Annotated in this window: 14 protein-coding genes; 8 read left to right on the plus strand and 6 right to left on the minus strand. The window is 65.0% G+C overall.

Annotated features, from left to right (window positions below):
* Positions 1-71: 71 nt before the first annotated feature.
* From BG60_RS16040 to BG60_RS16050, 3 genes are all read right to left on the minus strand, one after another.
* Positions 72-1331, minus strand: a complete 1260-nt coding sequence (locus BG60_RS16040) for a cell division protein ZipA C-terminal FtsZ-binding domain-containing protein (protein ID WP_008350095.1) — start codon at positions 1329-1331, stop codon at positions 72-74.
* Positions 1332-1506: 175 nt separating this feature from the next.
* Positions 1507-5022 (minus strand): chromosome segregation protein SMC, encoded by a 3516-nt coding sequence (gene smc / locus BG60_RS16045; protein ID WP_034471994.1) that lies wholly within the window; start codon positions 5020-5022, stop codon positions 1507-1509.
* A gap of 124 nt (positions 5023-5146) precedes the next feature.
* Complete coding sequence (locus BG60_RS16050; protein ID WP_034472151.1) at positions 5147-6121, minus strand: DMT family transporter; 975 nt, start codon at positions 6119-6121, stop codon at positions 5147-5149.
* On the opposite strand from BG60_RS16050, the gene dapC reads away from it, so the two are divergent.
* The 6 genes from dapC to cls all read left to right on the plus strand — a co-directional run bounded on the left by dapC (position 6078) and on the right by cls (position 12564).
* The gene (gene dapC, locus BG60_RS16055) at positions 6078-7532 is read left to right on the plus strand and encodes a succinyldiaminopimelate transaminase (RefSeq protein ID WP_420912053.1); all 1455 of its coding nucleotides are present in this window, start codon (positions 6078-6080) and stop codon (positions 7530-7532) included. The genes BG60_RS16050 and dapC overlap by 44 nt on opposite strands.
* A gap of 51 nt (positions 7533-7583) precedes the next feature.
* Positions 7584-8423, plus strand: coding sequence for a 2,3,4,5-tetrahydropyridine-2,6-dicarboxylate N-succinyltransferase (dapD, locus tag BG60_RS16060; RefSeq protein WP_008350104.1), 840 nt, complete (start codon positions 7584-7586; stop codon positions 8421-8423).
* Positions 8424-8425: 2 nt separating this feature from the next.
* Positions 8426-8797 (plus strand): ArsC family reductase, encoded by a 372-nt coding sequence (locus BG60_RS16065; protein ID WP_008350107.1) that lies wholly within the window; start codon positions 8426-8428, stop codon positions 8795-8797.
* Between the two features lie 95 nt (positions 8798-8892).
* A complete protein-coding gene (gene dapE, locus BG60_RS16070) occupies positions 8893-10029 on the plus strand; it encodes a succinyl-diaminopimelate desuccinylase (protein WP_008350108.1) in 1137 nt (378 codons plus the stop codon).
* 30 nt (positions 10030-10059) lie between these two features.
* A complete protein-coding gene (prmB, locus tag BG60_RS16075; protein WP_008350110.1) occupies positions 10060-10944 on the plus strand; it encodes a 50S ribosomal protein L3 N(5)-glutamine methyltransferase in 885 nt (294 codons plus the stop codon).
* A gap of 129 nt (positions 10945-11073) precedes the next feature.
* Positions 11074-12564: a cardiolipin synthase gene (gene cls, locus BG60_RS16080; RefSeq protein ID WP_033537247.1), complete on the plus strand. Its 1491-nt coding sequence runs from the start codon at positions 11074-11076 to the stop codon at positions 12562-12564.
* Between the two features lie 6 nt (positions 12565-12570).
* Here cls and BG60_RS16085 read toward each other — a convergent pair whose 3' ends face one another.
* Positions 12571-13062: a glutathione peroxidase gene (locus BG60_RS16085; RefSeq protein ID WP_008350115.1), complete on the minus strand. Its 492-nt coding sequence runs from the start codon at positions 13060-13062 to the stop codon at positions 12571-12573.
* A gap of 155 nt (positions 13063-13217) precedes the next feature.
* On the opposite strand from BG60_RS16085, the gene BG60_RS16090 reads away from it, so the two are divergent.
* Both BG60_RS16090 and BG60_RS16095 read left to right on the plus strand, forming a co-directional pair.
* Positions 13218-15158, plus strand: a complete 1941-nt coding sequence (locus tag BG60_RS16090; RefSeq protein ID WP_008350117.1) for an ATP-binding cassette domain-containing protein — start codon at positions 13218-13220, stop codon at positions 15156-15158.
* Positions 15159-15173: 15 nt separating this feature from the next.
* The gene (locus BG60_RS16095) at positions 15174-16196 is read left to right on the plus strand and encodes a CaiB/BaiF CoA transferase family protein (protein ID WP_034471999.1); all 1023 of its coding nucleotides are present in this window, start codon (positions 15174-15176) and stop codon (positions 16194-16196) included.
* Here BG60_RS16095 and BG60_RS16100 read toward each other — a convergent pair.
* Positions 16193-16456 (minus strand): DUF2866 domain-containing protein, encoded by a 264-nt coding sequence (locus BG60_RS16100; protein ID WP_008350121.1) that lies wholly within the window; start codon positions 16454-16456, stop codon positions 16193-16195. The genes BG60_RS16095 and BG60_RS16100 overlap by 4 nt on opposite strands.
* A 162-nt stretch (positions 16457-16618) precedes the next feature.
* Complete coding sequence (radA, locus tag BG60_RS16105; RefSeq protein WP_034472001.1) at positions 16619-18004, minus strand: DNA repair protein RadA; 1386 nt, start codon at positions 18002-18004, stop codon at positions 16619-16621.
* Between the last annotated feature and the right edge of the window lie 12 nt (positions 18005-18016).

The raw sequence follows: 18016 nt of genomic DNA on the forward strand, positions 1-18016 counted from the left end.
AGAAAAGCGCCCCGGCTGGGGCGCGATTCTCCTGGCAAGCGAGCGCCTTGCCGACTGCGCGCAGCAAAAAGTTACTGGCTGAAAAGACGCCGCGTCGCGGGCGAGCCGGCCGGAATGCCCGCCTGCTCCAGCTTCGCGTAGAGCGTCATCAACTGCTTCTCGATGGCGAGCAGCGCGGACTCCGGCAAGGGCCGGCGCTGGTCGTCGACGACACGCGCGCCGATACGCTCCGACAGCGACTTCGCGTAATCGCACATCAGGCGGAACGGCAGGATGTCTTCGTCGGCGACGGGCACGTCGAGCACCAGCGTGATCATCTGGCCGCCCTTGTAGGTGAGGTCGTCGCGCAGGAAGTTCGTGTCGCCGAACTGGAGCATGAAGACCGGATTCTGCTTCGCGTCGAGTTTGACGAAGCGCGTGCCGTCGCGCGAGAGCAAAAGGCCGTCTTGCGACGCCACCGCCTGCACGTAGTTCGCGGACCACGGCGCGCCGTCGGAGAGGATGTTGATCGAGAGCTGCGCGTCGCATTGCGCGGCGAACGCGTCCAGCTCGCGCGCCATGCCGACGGTTTCCATCATGTCGGGGAATTCGGGCGCGCCGTCGATGGCGTCGGCAAGCCGCTGCACGCCGGTCACGAACTCCGAGAATTCGAGTTCGTTGAGCGGGCCGCTGCGGTTCGCGAGCTGGGCGGCCGCGCGCAACTCCTCGTAGCGCACGCCGTTTCGCGGCAACTCCCACGCGCTGTCGCCTTCGGCCTTGCCTTCGATCGTCACGGGCTTCGTGCCCGCGCGGCGCAGGCGCTGCGCAAGCGGAATCACGCGATCGCCCGCAACCGGCGCGGCGAGGCGAATCGGCACGACACAATCGATGCGGCGATCGACGACCGCCGGCGGCGCCTGCGAAATCGTCGTCGCGGCGGGCATCACCGGTTCGGTGCGCTCGTCTTCGGTGGCACTTGGCGCTTCCTCGGACGCGCCATTGGCGGACGTCGCCTCGGCCTGGAGATCGACGGCGGTATCGGCAGGCGCGACGGGAGCCGCCGCCGTCGACTCGTTCGCCGTGCCGAAGCTCGGCTCGACACGCGTATCGCGCGGTTCGGCATCGGCGCCATCGGCGCCGCCCGCTACGGGCTCGCGCCGCGACTGACGCACGGGCTCGATGAACGGCTGCTCGTCGTCCGCTTCCTGGCGCGCAAGCGCATCCGCCGCTTCGTCCGGCATCGGACGCGGCATCTTGCGACGCACCTTCGCGCTCTGCCACGCGTTGTACACGACCACGCCGCCCACCACCACGGCTCCGGCTCCAATCAAACCGAGTGTCAACTCGTCCATGCAGGCTCCATCATTCTTTTAAGTTACGAAGCGCCGCGCGATCTGTCGCGCGCATCGCCGCGTTCCGGCTTCTCGCCGCCGCCTGGCCGATGCGCGCCACTCCGCGCCTTGACGCACGCTGCCGGAAACCTCGTCCGGCCCTTTCACTCAATCAAACTCTCGCGAGCGCGATGCTTCAGCCGTTCTGCGCGAAGCCCGCCGCCGCTTCCATGTCCACCGCGACGATGCGCGACACGCCCTGCTCCTGCATCGTCACGCCGATCAGTTGCTGCGCCATTTCCATCGCGATCTTGTTGTGCGAGATGAACAGGAACTGCGTCTTGGCCGACATCGCGCGCACGAGGTTCGCGAAGCGCTCGGTGTTGGCGTCGTCGAGCGGCGCGTCGACTTCGTCGAGCAGACAGAACGGCGCAGGGTTCAACTGGAACATCGCGAACACGAGCGCGGTCGCGGTCAGCGCCTTTTCGCCGCCCGAAAGCAGGTGAATCGTCGAATTCTTCTTGCCGGGCGGCTGCGCCATGACCTGCACGCCGGCGTCGAGGATTTCATCGCCGGTCATGATGAGCTTCGCCTGACCGCCGCCGAAAAGGCGCGGGAACAGTTCGCCGAAGTGACGGTTCACTTCATCGAAGGTGCCTTGCAGCAGCGCGCGCGTTTCCTGATCGATCTTCTGGATCGCGTCTTCCAGCGTGCCGATGGCGTCGTTCAGATCCGCGGACTGCGCGTCGAGGAAATGCTTGCGCTCGGTTGCCGCGGCGAGTTCTTCGAGCGCGGCCATGTTGACCGCGCCGAGCGCGTTGATCGCGTTGTTCAGCCGCGTGACTTCGCCCTGCAGATACGACGGCTTCATGTCCGGCGTGAGCTTTTCGGCGAGCTCGGCTTCATCGACGCCGGCTGCCTGCAACTGCTCGACGAACTGTTCGCCGCTGATGCGCGCCGCCTGCTCCTTCAGTTGCAACTCGTTGATCTTGTCGCGCAGCGGCTGCAGCGAACGTTCGGCCATGAGGCGCTGCTCGTCGGCCTGACGCAGACGCGCGGTCAGATCGTCCAGTTCGACGCGCGCCGCATGCAGCGCTTCCTCGCGCGCCGCGCGCACTTCGAGCGCGTCCTGCAGGCCGGTCTGCGCGGTCTGTTCGTTGATGGTTTCGAGTTCGGCGCGCGCGTCTTCCAGCGTGCCCGCGATGCGCTCGCTCTGATCGTGCGCCGTCTCGATATTGCGCTTGTATTCGTCGATCTTCGCGGCGAGGCCGCGCACGGCGAAGCTGGCATCGCTCGCGGCGCGTTCCAGTTCGCGCAGTTCATGGCGCGCGTTCGTGAGTTCCTCGTCGAGCGACTCGAACGCAAGCTGGTTGTCTTCGAAACGCGCCTGCAATTGCGCGATTTCGCCATCGTGACGTTCGAACGCGGCTTCCGATTCGGCGCGCAAGGCACGCTGCTCGTCGATCTGCGCGGCGATCTCTTCGAGCTCCTCGCCGATCTGCGTGTTGCGCTGCGTATAGCGTTCGTGCGCCTGCGCGAGCTTGAGCACGTCCATCTGCAACGCGTGCACGCGCTGCGTCGCGCGTTCAGCGGCGGCGCGCGCTTCCGCGAGCGTCTGCGAGCCTTGCGTGTGGGCGGCATCGGCACGCACGGCGTTGGCCTTGGCTTCATCGGACAGCAAAGCCTGCGCGCGCACCTGCTTCGTCAGATTCTCGATTTCCTGCGCACGCGCGAGCATGCCCGACTGCTCGGAATCCGACGCGTAAAGCTGCACGCCCACGCGCGTCACGATATGCCCCGCCTTCACGACGAACGCGGCGCCATCCGGCAACTGATTGCGCGAAGCGAGCGCCTGCGCGAGATCGTCGGCGACGAAAGTCGTGGCGAGCCATTCGTTGAGCACGGCGCGCAGGCCCGGATCGTCGATGCGCACGAGCGACAGCAGCGAGCGCAAGCCTTGCGGCGCGTCGACCGGCTTGCCCGCGACGGGCGGCGAGTAGAACGCGAGCTTGGCGGGCGGCGCATCCGTGGCGAACGCCTTGACCCAATCCAGATTCGATACTTCCAGCGCGGCGAGACGCTCGCGCAGCACGGATTCGAGCGCCGCTTCCCAGCCGGTCTCGACGTGCAGCTTCTTCCACAGACGCGGCAGCGCGCCGAGCTCGTGCTTGTCGAGCCACGGCTGGATCTTGCCTTCCGTCTGCACGCTTTCCTGAAGCTGCTTCAACGCGGCGAGACGCGCTTCGAGCTGATGGATCTGCGCGCTTTCCTTCTGCACGCGTTCCTGCGCGGCGCGGCGCTCGGCGTCCAGACGCGGCACGGTTTCCTGCGCATCGGCGAGACGCGCTTGTGCTTCGGCGAGAATCTCTTCGTTTTCCGCGAGCTGCATGCGCAACTCTTCGAGATGCGCTTCGTCGGGCGCATCCAGACCGCTCGCCTCGCTCTTCAGACGCTCCTGACGCTGCTGCAATTGCTGAAGCTGCTGATCCGCGTTGCGCTGATGCGCCGCTTCGAGCTTGAGCGCCTGTTCCGCGCGCGCGATGCCCGCGCGTTCTTCGTTCAATTGCGCTTGTGCGTCGCGCCAGCGCGCTTCGAGCGCGGGGAGCGCGTCGTGTTTCGCGGCGGCATTTTCCTGCGCGATCGCGGCCTTTTCTTCGCCTTCGGCGAGCGCTTCGGTCGCGGTATCGATTTCGTCGCGCGCCTTTTGTGCCTGCACCTGCCATTGCTCGCGCTGCGCGGTGAGCGCGGCGATCTGCGCCTGCACGCGATTGCGCGACTCGACGATGAAGCGGATCTCCGCTTCGAGCCTGCTCACTTCGGCATTGGCTTCGTAGAGCGAGCCTTGCGCGCCTTGCATCGCGTCGCTCGCGCTGTAGTGCGCGACGCGCAGCGTTTCCAGTTGCGCTTCGACTTCACGCAGACGCGCCGTCTGCGCTTCGAGCTCGACCTGGGCCTCGCGAATCGCGCGCTGCTGACGCTCGGCTTCGTTGCCCGCTTCCTTCTTGCGCAAGAGCCACAGAAGGCGTTGCTTCTCTTCGCCTTCGGCCTGCAGCTCCTTGTACTTCGTCGCGACGACCGCCTGCGCTTCGAGCTTTTCGAGGTTCGTCGACAGCTCGCGGATGATGTCTTCGACGCGCGTCAGGTTCTCGCGCGTGTCATGCAGACGGTTCTCCGTCTCGCGGCGGCGCTCCTTGTACTTCGACACGCCCGCGGCTTCTTCGAGGAACACGCGCAGCTCTTCGGGCTTCGCCTCGATGATGCGCGCGATCATGCCCTGCCCGATGATCGCGTAGGCGCGCGGGCCGAGACCCGTGCCGAGGAAGATGTCCTGGATGTCGCGACGGCGCGCGGGCAGATTGTTGATGTAGTAGCTGGAAGTGCCGTCGCGCGTGAGCACGCGCTTCACGGCGATTTCGCCGTAGGCGCTCCATTGACCGGCGGCGCGGCCGTCGCCGTTATCGAAAATGAGTTCGACGCTAGCCCGGCTGCCGGGTTTGCGCGCCGTCGATCCGTTGAAGATCACGTCCTGCATCGATTCGCCGCGCAACTCGGAGGCGCGCGATTCGCCGAGCACCCAGCGCACCGCATCGATGATATTGGACTTGCCACAGCCGTTCGGCCCGACGACGCCGACCAGTTGGCCGGGGACCTGGAAATGCGTGGGATCGACGAAGGACTTGAAGCCAGCGAGTTTTATCGAGGTCAGACGCACGGCGATATCGCTGTTTTGAATGAGTGACGGAGGATATATGGCGGACAGGCCGCAGCGCGGCCCGTCGTTTCCCGGCCGCGCGGCAGTGAAGCACCATCAACTGGCCCGGCGAAAGCGGACTCCATCATACCATCGCGCGAGTCGATTTCTTTTTGCTTTCCGGCACTTCTATCGCGATGTCGGACGCTGCGGACGAAGGCGAGCGCGCTGCCCGCGGCCGATGCACCCACGCCGACAGCACGCATGCAACGACGATGCACGCGCCGCCCGCCCATTCTCGCGCGCCGGGGACTTCGCCTGCGAAGAGCCACGCCGACAGCGCCGTGACGACGAGTTCGAACAGCATGATGATCGACGCACGATTGGCCGGCACGCGCGCGAGGCCGAGTTGCACGATCATGTTGTTGCCGGCGAGCACGACGCCCAGCCCGATCACGATCAGGCTCACGGTCGGCAAGAGAGCGGCTGCGGGCGGCGCGGGCATCGGCTCGAACAGCGTGACGATGGACGCGATGAGCGCCGCGCCGCCGAAGATCACCGCCGTGCGCATCTCGGGCTTCATCGCGGGCAGCGTACGGGTGACTTTCACGACGAGCACGTTGCTCATCGCGAAGCCCATGCCGCCCATCAGACCCGACCATTCGGCGAGATCGGCCGGCAGCGGCATGCCGAGTTCGGGCGACCAGAGCATGGTGACCGCGCCCGCGAGCGAGAGGAGCGAGAGCGCGGCGTCGGCGCGCGTGAGACGCTCTTTCAGGATGAAGTGCGCGAAGATCGCGGTCCACGCGGGCGTCAGATAGAAGAGCAGCAGCACGCGCATCACCTGACCGTGGATCGCGCCCCACACGAAACCGATATTGGTCACGCCCGCGGCCACGCCGAGCCCGACGAGCAGCCAGTGCCACGACAGCGTACTGATCGAGCGGCGTTTCGCGACGAGCACGAAGACGCACGCGGCGGCGCTCGTCGTCGCGCTCGCGGCCGTGCCGGAGAGGCCCATGGCGGCAAGCATCCGCATCGGATACCAAACGAGGCCCCACACCGACGCGCCGAGCATGATTGCGAGCGTCGGCCATGCGTTGCGCACGCTGCTCGTCATCGAGATGGTCCTTGCATTGCGTCCGGCATCACTCGTGTTTTCGTCCTTCGTGGCGCGCGCCGCCCGCCGTTTCCGGCGCGACGCCACGCGCTATAATCGTGAGTTCGTTTCACGTCCGTTCGATTCTTCCGATTGCCGCGCTCGCAGGCGCTTCTCGCCTCGCGCGCATCGCTCACTGCTTACCGGTCACGCCGTGAATCCACTTCTCGAGAAACTTCAGTCTTATCCATTCGAAAAGCTTCGTCTGCTCTTCAAGGGCATCGAGCCGCGCGCGGGACTCACGCCGATCAGCTTCGGCATCGGCGAGCCGAAGCATCCGACGCCCGCGCTGATCCGCGATGCGGTGATCGATTCGCTCGACGGCCTCGCGAGCTACCCGGCGACGCTCGGCAGCGAGCCGTTGCGCCGCGCGATCGCGGCATGGGTGATGCAGCGTTACGGCCTCGAATCGATCGATCCGGCAACCGAAGTGCTGCCTGTCTCCGGCTCGCGCGAGGCGCTTTTCGCGCTCGCGCAGACCGTGATCGACAGCCGCACGAACAAGGCCGCAGAACCGCCCATCGTACTCTGTCCGAACCCGTTCTATCAAATCTACGAAGGCGCGGCCCTGCTCGCGGGCGCCGAGCCGTACTTCGTCAACAGCGATCCGGCGCGCAACTTCGCGTGCGATTACTCGGCGGTGCCCGAAGAGATCTGGGCGCGCACGCAACTGCTCTACGTCTGCTCGCCGGGCAACCCGACGGGCGCCGTGCTCACGCTCGAAAACTGGCGCGAACTCTTCGCGCTGTCGGACAGGCACGGCTTCGTGATCGCATCGGACGAGTGTTATTCGGAGATCTATTTCGACGAAAGCAATCCGCCGCTCGGCGGCCTCGAAGCCGCGCGGCTGCTCAATCGCAACTTCGACCGTCTCGTGATGCTGTCGAGCCTGTCCAAGCGCTCGAACGTGCCGGGCATGCGTTCGGGCTTCGTCGCGGGCGATGCGTCGATCCTGAAGGACTTCCTGCTCTATCGCACGTATCACGGCGCGGCGCTGTCGACGGTGTTTCAGCGCGCGAGCATCGTCGCGTGGCAGGATGAAACGCACGTGCGCGACAACCGCGCGCAGTATCTGAAAAAATTCCAGACGGTCACGCCGATGCTCGCGGACGTCCTCGACGTGCGTTTGCCCGACGCCGCGTTCTACCTCTGGGCGAACGTTTCGGGCACCGGGCTCACCGATACGCAGTTCGCTGCACGCCTTTACGCCGACTATAATGTGACGGTTCTGCCGGGCTCCTTTCTCGCTCGCACGGCGCACGGCACGAATCCCGGCGAAGGTTTCGTGCGCATCGCGCTCGTCGCTGAAACCGGGGAATGTGTCGAAGGCGCTCGCCGCATCGTCGAATTCTGCCGCACGCTCAGTTCCTGACAAACGGTTCTGAAACGTAGCCGGCCCAACTACCCATCCTTGATACCAACTATGTCGCAACAACTTCAGAGCATCATCGATACCGCCTGGGAAAACCGCGCCGAGCTGTCGCCCAAGGCCGCGCCCGCCGAAGTCCGCGAAGCCGTCGCGCATGCGATCGAGCAGCTCGACAAAGGCCAGATGCGCGTCGCCGAAAAGCGCGATGGCGACTGGGTCGTGAATCAGTGGCTCAAGAAGGCCGTGCTGCTGTCGTTCCGACTGGAAGACAACGCGCCGATGCCTGCCGGTGGCGCGTCTTACAACTACACGCAGTTCTACGACAAGGTGCCCTCGAAGTTCGCGAACTACACGGCCGAAGACTTCGCGGCGGGCGGTTTCCGCGTCGTGCCGCCGGCCATCGCGCGCCGCGGCTCGTTCATCGCGAAGAACGTCGTGCTGATGCCGTCTTACACCAACATCGGCGCATATGTCGACGAAGGCACGATGGTCGATACGTGGGCGACCGTCGGCTCGTGCGCGCAGATCGGCAAGAACGTGCACCTGTCGGGCGGCGTGGGCATCGGCGGCGTGCTGGAGCCGCTGCAGGCGAACCCGGTCATCATCGAGGACAACTGCTTCATCGGCGCGCGTTCGGAGGTCGTGGAAGGCGTGATCGTCGAAGAGAATTCCGTCATCTCGATGGGCGTGTATCTCGGCCAGTCGACGAAGATCTACGATCGCGAAACCGGCGAAGTCACGTACGGCCGCATTCCGGCGGGCTCGGTCGTCGTCGCGGGCAACCTGCCGTCGAAGGACGGCTCGCACAGCCTGTACTGCGCGGTCATCGTGAAGAAGGTCGACGCCAAGACGCGCGCGAAAGTCGGCCTGAACGAACTGCTGCGAGGCGACTGATTTTGGCACGCGGATCCACCCCGACGACTGTCGTCTACGGCATTCCGAACTGCGACACGGTGAAGAAGGCGCGCGTGTGGCTGGAAGAGCACGGCGTGCCGTTCGAGTTTCACGACTTCAAGAAAGCCGGCGTGAACGAGAAGCTGGTTCAGGACTGGCTGAAGGACGTATCGCTCGATCAGCTCATCAACAAGCGCGGCACGACGTGGCGCGGCCTGTCGGACGTGCACAAGGCCGAAGCCGACACGACCAACGGCGCGATCGCGCTGATGATCCACAAGCCGTCGATCATCAAGCGGCCGGTCGTGGTGGTGAACGGACGCGTGAAGACGCTCGGATTTTCCGCCGAGCAGTACGAAACGCTCTTTGCCTGAGCCGATGCGATGACTGTGAATCCGACGGTCATCGCGAGCTTGCTACAAGTGCCGGCCCGCGCGCCGGCATTTTTTATCGCTGTGGAGAAAGAACCATGTCCGGCACCCTTTCCCTTACCGAAGCGCTGATCGAACGCGCATCCGTCACGCCCGACGACAAGGCTTGCCAGGCGCTCATGATCGAGCGGCTCGCGGCGATCGGCTTCGAATGCGAAACGATCGAATCGGGCGGCGTCACGAACCTGTGGGCCGTCAGGCGCGGCACGGACGCAAGCGGCAAGCTGCTCGCCTTCGCCGGCCATACCGACGTCGTGCCGACCGGCCCGCTCGAACAGTGGAGCTCGCCGCCCTTCACCCCGACGCATCGCGACGGCAAACTCTACGGTCGCGGCGCGGCGGACATGAAGGCGTCGCTCGCGGCGTTCGTCGTGTCGAGCGAGGAATTCGTCGCGCAGCATCCGGAACATCGCGGCACGCTCGCGTTTCTCATCACGAGCGATGAAGAAGGCCCCGCGACCGACGGCACGATCAAGGTCGTTGAAGCGCTGAAGGCGCGCGGCACGCGGCTCGATTACTGCATCGTCGGCGAGCCGACTTCGAACGCCACGCTCGGCGACATGGTCAAGAACGGCCGGCGCGGCTCGATGACGGGCAAGCTCGTCGTCAAGGGCGTGCAGGGGCATATCGCGTATCCGCATCTCGCGAAGAATCCGGTGCATCTGCTCGCGCCCGCGCTCGCCGAGCTCGTCGCCGAAAAATGGGACGACGGCAACGAATATTTCCCGCCGACAACCTGGCAAGTGTCGAACCTGCATTCGGGCACCGGCGCGACCAACATCATTCCCGGTCATGCCGACCTGATGTTCAACTTCCGCTTCTCGACCGCGAGCACGGTCGAGAGCCTGCAAAGCCGCGTCCACGCGATCCTTGACAAGCACGGCCTCGAATACGACCTGCAGTGGATCGTGAGCGGCCTGCCGTTTCTCACCCCGCGCGGTGCGCTGTCCGACGCGCTCGAAAAAGCCATCGCCGATGAAACCGGCGTGCGCACCGAGCTGTCTACCACGGGCGGCACGTCCGACGGACGCTTCATCGCGCAAATCTGCGATCAGGTCGTCGAATTCGGCCCGCCGAACGGCACGATCCACAAGATCGACGAGCATGTCGAAGTGCGCTTCATCGAACCGTTGAAGAACGTGTACCGCCGCGTGCTCGAAGCACTGATCGCCTAATTCAAATCCGACAATAAAAAGGAGCCTTCGATGGCGCTGCCCTTCACCACCGTGCGCGACCTGCTGCGCTTCGGCGTCTCGCGTTTCACCGAAGCGGGCTTGTCCTTCGGCCACGGCTCGTCCAATGCCTACGACGAAGCCGCGTATCTGATCCTGCATACGCTGCATCTGCCGCTCGACACGCTCGATCCGTTCCTCGACGCGCGCCTGCTCGACCACGAGATCGACGCGGTCATGAAAGTCATCGAGCGCCGCGCGAAGGAACGCATTCCCGCCGCGTACATCACGCAGGAAGCGTGGATGCACGGCCGCCGCTTTTACGTCGATGAACGCGTGATCGTGCCGCGCTCGTTCATCGGCGAGTTGCTGCAGGACGGCTTGCAGCCGTATGTGGCCGATCCGGATCAGGTCACGCGCGTGCTCGAACTGTGCACCGGCTCGGGCTGCCTCGCGATTCTCGCGGCGCAGGCCTTCGAAAACGCCGATGTCGATGCCGTCGACATTTCCGCCGATGCGCTCGCGGTCGCGCGCCGCAATGTGGACGATTACGGTCTGGAAGAGCGCGTGAGCCTCTACGAAGGCGACCTGTACGCGCCGCTTCCCGAGGCGCGCTACGAGGTCATCATCACGAATCCGCCGTACGTCAACGCGGACGCGATGCAGGCGCTGCCGGCAGAGTACCGCCACGAACCCGAGCTCGCGCTCGCGGGCGGCGCGGACGGCATGGACGTGGTACGGCGCATCGTGCGCGACGCGGGCAAGTGGCTGACCGAGGACGGCGTGCTCGTCGTCGAGATCGGCAATGAGCGCCCGAATGTCGAAGCCGCGCTCGGCGGCCTCGATCTCGTCTGGCTCTCGACGAGCGCCGGCGACGACAACGTGTTCCTCATCCAGGCCGCCGACCTTCCGGCCTGAGCGTCCGCTTCTCCGTGAGCGGTCGTTGCGGCGGCGCAAGCGCTGCAACGATCGCTGACACTTCGCGTGGAAGGGTTGGGTAATATGGCAAATCGCCATTAGCCAAGCCCTTAGCTCCTTCCCGCGTCTATGCAAGCATCCGACTGGCTTCACCTCGGCACGCTCGTGATGGCCGCGCATGTGCTCGGCGTGATCGCCGCGATCCATGCCGTCATCAACACACGCACGTCGCAAGGCGCGGTCGCGTGGGCCGTGTCGCTCGTCGCGATGCCCTACTTCACGCTGATCCCGTATCTCTTCCTCGGCCGCAGCAAGTTCGCCGGCTATATCGACGAACGGCGGCTGGAAATCGAGATCCTGCGCAGCCGTTCGAAGCCTGCCGAATGGGATTCCGGCGCCCGCAGCGATGCGCCCGAAGCCGCTCCGCTCGTCGATTCCACCGGCGCGCGCGGCGAAATCGCGCCGGGGCCTGCCGCTTATCTCGGCAATCCGACGATCCGCACGCTGCAGCGCCTGTCCGGCATGCCGTTCTTGCGCGGCAACTCGGCCCGCGTGCTCATCAACGGCGACGCGACGTTCGCCGCGATTCTCGAAGCGATCGCCGGCGCCGAACGCTATGTGGTCGTGCAGTTCTTCATCGTGCGCGCCGATGCGCTCGGCGAAATGCTCAAGGACGCGCTCATCAAGAAAGCTCAGGCCGGCGTGCGCGTGTACTTCCTCTATGACAGCATCGGCAGCTTCGACCTGCCGCATCGCTACGTCAATGCGCTGCGGGCGGGCGGCGTCGAGGCGCATCCGTTCGCGGCCACCCGCAAGTTCGTGCACCGTTTCCAGATCAACTTCCGCAATCATCGGAAGATCGTCGTGGTAGACGGCAAATGCGCGTTCGTCGGCGGGCACAACGTGGGCGTCGAATATCTCGGCGGCAATCCGCGGCTTTCGCCGTGGCGCGACACGCATATCGAAGTGCGCGGCCCGGCGGTCGCGAGCATTCAGTTCGTGTTCACCGAAGACTGGTACTGGGCGACGCAACGCCTGCCGGAACTCGGCCCCGCGCCGCATTCCGGCGAGAACATGCACTGCATGGTGCTGTCGAGCGGCCCGGCGGACAAACAGGAAACCTGTTCGCTTTTCTTTGTCGAGGCGATCAACGCGGCGCGCGAGCGCATCTGGATCACATCGCCCTATCTGATTCCCGACGAAGCCGTGTTCTCGGCGCTGCGGCTCGCCGTGATGCGTGGCGTCGACGTACGCATCCTGATTCCGAGCCGGCGCGATCATCGCGTGGTGTTCGCGGCGTCGCGGCTTTATGCGTACGACCTCGTGCAGGCGGGCGTTCGCATCTTCCGCTACAAGCCGGGATTTCTGCATCAGAAGGTCGTGCTCGTCGACGGCATCGCCGCGTCGATCGGCAGCGCGAATCTCGACAATCGCTCGTTTCGCCTGAACTTCGAGATCACGGTGCTGACCGTCGATCGCGCGTTCGCTAGCGAAGTGGAAACCATGCTGCTCGCCGACTTCGCGCATTCGTTCGAGATCGACGCCAATGACTATCGCGGCAAGGCCTTCTGGCGGCGCATGGCGATGCACGTCGCGCGGCTTTTCTCGCCGATTCTCTGAGCGGCGTCAGAGCAGCTTTTCGATGTCGTCGGTGATCGATTCCGGCTTGGTCTGCGGCGCATAGCGCTTGATGACCTTGCCACTGCGATCGACGAGAAACTTCGTGAAATTCCACTTGATCGCTTCGATGCCGAGCAGGCCCGGTTCCTTGTCCTTCAGATACTTGTAGAGCGGATGCGCGTTGGAGCCGTTCACCTCGATCTTCGCGAACATCGGAAACGTGACGCCGTAGTTTTGCTCGCAGAAAGCGCCGATTTGCCCGGCATCGCCCGGTTCCTGCTTGCCGAACTGGTTGCACGGAAAGCCGAGCACCTCGAAACCGCGCGCCGCGTACTGTCGATAAACCTCCTGCAAACCCTTGTACTGCGGTGTGAATCCGCATTCGCTCGCCGTATTCACGATGAGCAGAACCTTGCCGCGGTACTTGTCGAGGCTGACGGTCGCGCCGTCGAGTGTTTCGGCCGAGAAGCCGTAGATGCCTTCGCTGGCTGTGCTCATGGCGTGCTCCGGAAAAATTCGATGAAAGTCACGCGATGCTAACCCGTCGCGCGTTCGCCCGCCATTAGCCGAGCGGCCGACCCCTGCCGCGCAATCGGTCCGGTCTAAAATAGCGCTTTCCCTCAAAGCCGCGCCCTTTTCGCCGCCATTCCGACGTGATCCGCTTCAACCAGTTCAGCCTGTCCCGCGGCACCAAGCCGCTTTTCGAAGACACGAGCTTCACGCTCAATCCGGGCGAGAAGGCCGGTCTCGTCGGCGCAAACGGCGCGGGCAAGTCGACGCTCTTTTCCGTGCTGCGCGGCGAATTGCACGCGGACGGCGGCGATTTTTCGATGCCGCCGTCGTGGCGCATCGCGCACGTCGCGCAGGAAACGCCCGCCGTGGATCGCAGCGCACTCGACTACACGCTCGACGGCGACACGCATCTGCGTGCGATCGAGGCGCGCATCGTGGCCGCGTCCGCCGCGCATGACGGCGCGGCCGAAGCGGAAGCCCACGCCGCCTTCGCCGATGCCGACGGCTACACGGCGCCCGCGCGCGCCGAAACGCTGCTGCTCGGTCTCGGCTTCACGCTCGAGCAGACGCGCGAGCCGGTGTCGAGCTTCTCGGGCGGCTGGCGCATGCGCCTGAATCTCGCGCAGGCGCTGATGTGTCCGTCCGATCTGCTGCTGCTCGACGAACCGACCAACCACCTGGACCTCGACGCCATCGTCTGGCTGGAAGACTGGCTCGGGCGCTATGCGGGCACGCTCGTCGTGATCTCGCACGACCGTGAGTTCCTCGATTCGGTCTGCAACGTCACGCTGCATCTGGAAAATCGTCAGGTGAAGCGCTACGGCGGCAACTACAGCCAGTTCGAAGTGCTGCGCGCGCAGCAGATCGCGCTGCAACAAAGCGCGTACGAGAAGCAGCAAAGGACAGTCGCGCATCTGCAGAGTTTCATCGACCGATTCAAGGCCAAGGCGACCAAAGCCAAGCAGGCGCAAAGCCGCGTGAAGGCGCTGGAGAAGATGGAGCTGATCGCGCCCGCGCACGCAACCTCGCCCTTCACGTTCGAATTCCGCGAGCCCGACGCCGCGCCGAATCCGATGATGGTCATGGAGAGCGTGCGTTGCGGCTATCACAACGACGCGGGCGGCGAGATTCCAATCGTCGAAGGCGTGACGCTGTCGATCCAGAACGGCCAGCGCATCGGCTTGCTCGGCGCGAACGGTCAGGGGAAATCGACGCTCATCAAGACGCTCGCGCAGACGCTCGAACCGCTTTCCGGCGACGTCCGGCAGGGCAAAGGCTTGCAGATCGGCTATTTCGCGCAGCATCAACTGGAAACGCTGCGCCCGGACGATTCCCCGCTCCAGCATCTCGCGCGCCTCGCACCCGACACGCGCGAGCAGGAACTGCGCGACTTTCTCGGCAGCTTCAACTTCTCCGGCGACATGGCGACCGCGAAGATCGCGCCCTTTTCCGGCGGCGAGAAGGCGCGGCTCGCGCTGGCGCTCATCATCTGGCAAAAGCCGAATCTGCTGCTGCTCGACGAGCCGACCAACCACCTCGACCTCGAAACGCGCCACGCGCTGACCATGGCGCTCGCGCAGTTCGAAGGCACGCTCATACTCGTGTCGCACGACCGGCACTTGCTGCGCGCGACGACCGACACGTTCATGCTCGTCGCGAAGCATCGCCTGAGTCCGTTCGACGGCGATCTCGACGACTACCGCGACTGGCTTCTGCAGCACGCCGCCGAAACGCGCGCGGCGGCGAAGGAAGCGAGCGCCGCGGCCTCGGGCGAGGCGTCCGACAGCGCGCTCAATCGCAAGGAACAGCGCCGGCAGGAAGCTCAGGAACGGCAAAAGCTTGCGCATCTGACGAAGCCGCTCAAGTCGCGCATCGCCAAGATCGAGAAAGAGATGGAAAAGCTCAACGCGGAAAAATCGGCACTCGATGCGTTCGTCGCCGATCCGGCGAGCTACGAAGCGCCGATGAAAGCGAAACTCACTGAGACGATCCGACGCCAGGGCGAAGTGAATGCGCGCCTCGAAACGCTCGAAATGGAGTGGCTCGAAGCGCACGAGGAACTGGAGCAGATCGGCTCATAACAGGAGATCGACAACTTGACGACGCCTTCCCTCACCGGCCTGCGCGTGCTGGATCTGACGCGGCTTCTACCCGGCCCCATCGCCACGCTACGGCTCGCGGAACTCGGCGCCGATGTGCTCAAGATCGAGCCGCCGGGCGAAGGCGACTACACGCGCACGATGCTGCAAAGCGAAGCCGATCGGCAAAGCGGCACGCCGAGCGCGTTTTATCGCATCGTCAATCGCGGAAAGCGGCAGCTCACGCTCGATCTCAAAACGGACGAAGGCCGCGCGAAATTGATCGAACTTGCGCGCGATGCAGACGTGCTCGTCGAGAGCTTTCGACCTTCGGTGATGGCGCGGCTGGGCGTCGGCTACGACGTGCTGCGCGAGGCAAATCCGAAGCTCGTCTATTGCGCGATCACCGGCTTCGGCAGCGAGGGACCGTTCGCGCAGAAGGCCGGACACGATCTGAACTACATCGCGTATGCGGGCGTGCTGGATCAGCTCGCGGCGCGCGACGGCACCCCCATCGCGCCGAATTTCCAGTTGGCGGATCTGCTCGGCGGCGCGCTTTCGGCGGTCATGGAAATACTGGCGGCGGCGTGGCACGTCGCGCGCGGCGGCGAAGGACGTTGCCTGAATGTGTCGATGACGCACGCGGCGCACGCGCACAACGTGATGGCGCATATCGCGCTCGCCAATGCCGACGAAGCCACGACGCGCGCGGGCGCTGGCCTGCTGAACGGCGGCGCGCCCTGCTATGACGTGTATCGCACGCGCGATGACCGTTTCGTCGCGGTCGGCGCGCTGGAGCTGAAGTTTTGGCAGACCTTGTGCGAAGCGCTCGGCCGTCCCGATTGGGCGACGCGGCACTGGAGCCTCGGACAGGCGATCGGCGGTGCGGACGCCGCAGACTTGTCCGCGCAGCTTGCCGCGATTTTCCGCGAACGCACGCGCGACGAATGGATGACGTTGCTGGAGCCGCTCGATTGCTGCGTCGCGCCCGTGCTGACGCCTGCCGAAGCGGCGGCACACCCGCTTTTCAGAAGCGCCTAACGCCGCGGCAAGACCTGACGCGGCTGACGTTCGTCGTCGACGAGCACATGCTTGCGGCCCGTCACATGCTCGCGAATGGTCGCGACGACTTGATCCTCGGTGACATCGGCCGCGACGACGCGACGCGAGATCTGGCCTTGCTCGTCGATCCATTCGACGATCCGGCAGCCGCTGCCCCAAGGCTGCTGAAGCGGCGCGGAGACGCGGCATCCGCGCAGGTGGAAAGCGGGCTTCGGCCGGGCTGAATTAGCGTGTTTCAATGCGTGGTCCTCTCGATCCTTCCGGTCACTTCGCGTGTTGAAATGCCCTTGGCGAAGTTGGCCGGGTCCGTAGCCCTGTAAGGATAGGAAAACCGCGCGTCCGTTGGGTTACATTGCGCAACGGGATTTTTACACGCCGTTACGAAGGGTCCGATCGCGAAATCATTCTAGGTCGCGAACGCGGTCGATCGCTTCCTCGATGCGGTCCACGGCGATCACCTTCAGACCGTCGATGGCCTGCTTGGGCGCGTTCGCCTTCGGAATGAGCGCGACGGAAAAGCCTAGCTTCGCCGCTTCCTTCAGGCGATCCTGCCCGCGCGGCGACGGCCGGATCTCGCCCGCCAAGCCCACTTCGCCGAACGTAATGAGACCCTTCGGCAGCGGCTTGTTGCGCATCGACGAGTGGATCGCGAGCAGCACGGCGAGATCGGCGGCGGGCTCGGTGATCTTCACGCCGCCGACCGCGTTCAGGAACACGTCCTGATCGAAACACGCAATTCCCGCGTGCCGATGCAGCACCGCCAGCAACAGCGCCAGCCGGTTCTGTTCCAGCCCGACCGCGAGCCGGCGCGGATTGGGCACGTGCGCCGTATCGACGAGCGCCTGCACTTCGACGAGCAGCGGCCGCGAACCTTCCTGCGTCACGAGCACGCACGAACCCGCGACGCTCTGCTCGTGCTGCGACAAAAATAGCGCCGACGGATTGGCGACGCCGCGCAAGCCCTTTTCCGTCATGGCGAAGACGCCGAGCTCGTTGACGGCGCCGAAGCGATTCTTGAACGCGCGCACGAGCCTGAACGACGAGTGCGTGTCGCCTTCGAAATACAGCACGGTATCGACGATGTGCTCCAGCACGCGCGGTCCCGCGAGGCTGCCCTCTTTCGTCACGTGGCCGACCATGATGATCGACGTGCCCGTCTGCTTCGCGATGCGCGTAAGTTGCGCCGCGCACTCGCGCACTTGCGCGACGGAGCCGGGCGCGGACGTCAGCGCTTCCGAGTAGATCGTCTGAATCGAGTCGATGACGGCGACTTCAGGCCGTTGCTCATCGATGGTCGCCTGGATCTTTTCGAGCTGAATTTCCGCGAGCAGCGCGAGATCGCCCGCGGCGCTCGCGCCGCCGATCAGTCCGAGCCGCTGCGCGCGCAGCGCAATCTGCGCGCCGGATTCCTCACCGCTCACGTAGAGCGCCGGCCGCTCGCGCGCGATTTCGGCGAGCGATTGCAGTAGCAATGTCGATTTGCCGATGCCCGGATCGCCGCCGATCAGCACGACGCCGCCCGGCACGAGCCCGCCGCCCAGCACGCGATCGAATTCGCCGACGCCCGTCGTGAAGCGCGGCACGTCCGACGCCTCGATTTCCGCGAGCTTGCGCACCGGCGAACGCTTCGCGAGCGCCTGGAAGCGATGGTTCGACGCCGTCTGCGCCACCGATTCGGTCAGCGTGTTCCACGCGTTGCATGCGGCGCACTGGCCGGTCCACTTCGGCGATTCCCCGCCGCATACGCTGCACACATACAGCGTTTTTGCCTTCGCTACTTTTGCCACTCGAAGCCTTGC

The sequence above is a fragment of the Caballeronia zhejiangensis genome (genome assembly GCF_000698575.1).
Taxonomy (GTDB): domain Bacteria; phylum Pseudomonadota; class Gammaproteobacteria; order Burkholderiales; family Burkholderiaceae; genus Caballeronia; species Caballeronia zhejiangensis.

Excerpts from the sequence above, each read along its gene's own strand:
- BG60_RS16040 (WP_008350095.1), bottom strand. The coding sequence starts at position 1,331 with ATGGACGAGTTGACACTCGGTTTGATTGGAGCCGGAGCCGTGGTGGTG.
- dapC (WP_420912053.1), top strand. The coding sequence starts at position 6,078 with ATGATTGCGAGCGTCGGCCATGCGTTGCGCACGCTGCTCGTCATCGAG.
- BG60_RS16050 (WP_034472151.1), bottom strand. The coding sequence starts at position 6,121 with ATGACGAGCAGCGTGCGCAACGCATGGCCGACGCTCGCAATCATGCTC.
- dapD (WP_008350104.1), top strand. The coding sequence starts at position 7,584 with ATGTCGCAACAACTTCAGAGCATCATCGATACCGCCTGGGAAAACCGC.
- dapE (WP_008350108.1), top strand. The coding sequence starts at position 8,893 with ATGTCCGGCACCCTTTCCCTTACCGAAGCGCTGATCGAACGCGCATCC.
- prmB (WP_008350110.1), top strand. The coding sequence starts at position 10,060 with ATGGCGCTGCCCTTCACCACCGTGCGCGACCTGCTGCGCTTCGGCGTC.
- cls (WP_033537247.1), top strand. The coding sequence starts at position 11,074 with ATGCAAGCATCCGACTGGCTTCACCTCGGCACGCTCGTGATGGCCGCG.
- BG60_RS16085 (WP_008350115.1), bottom strand. The coding sequence starts at position 13,062 with ATGAGCACAGCCAGCGAAGGCATCTACGGCTTCTCGGCCGAAACACTC.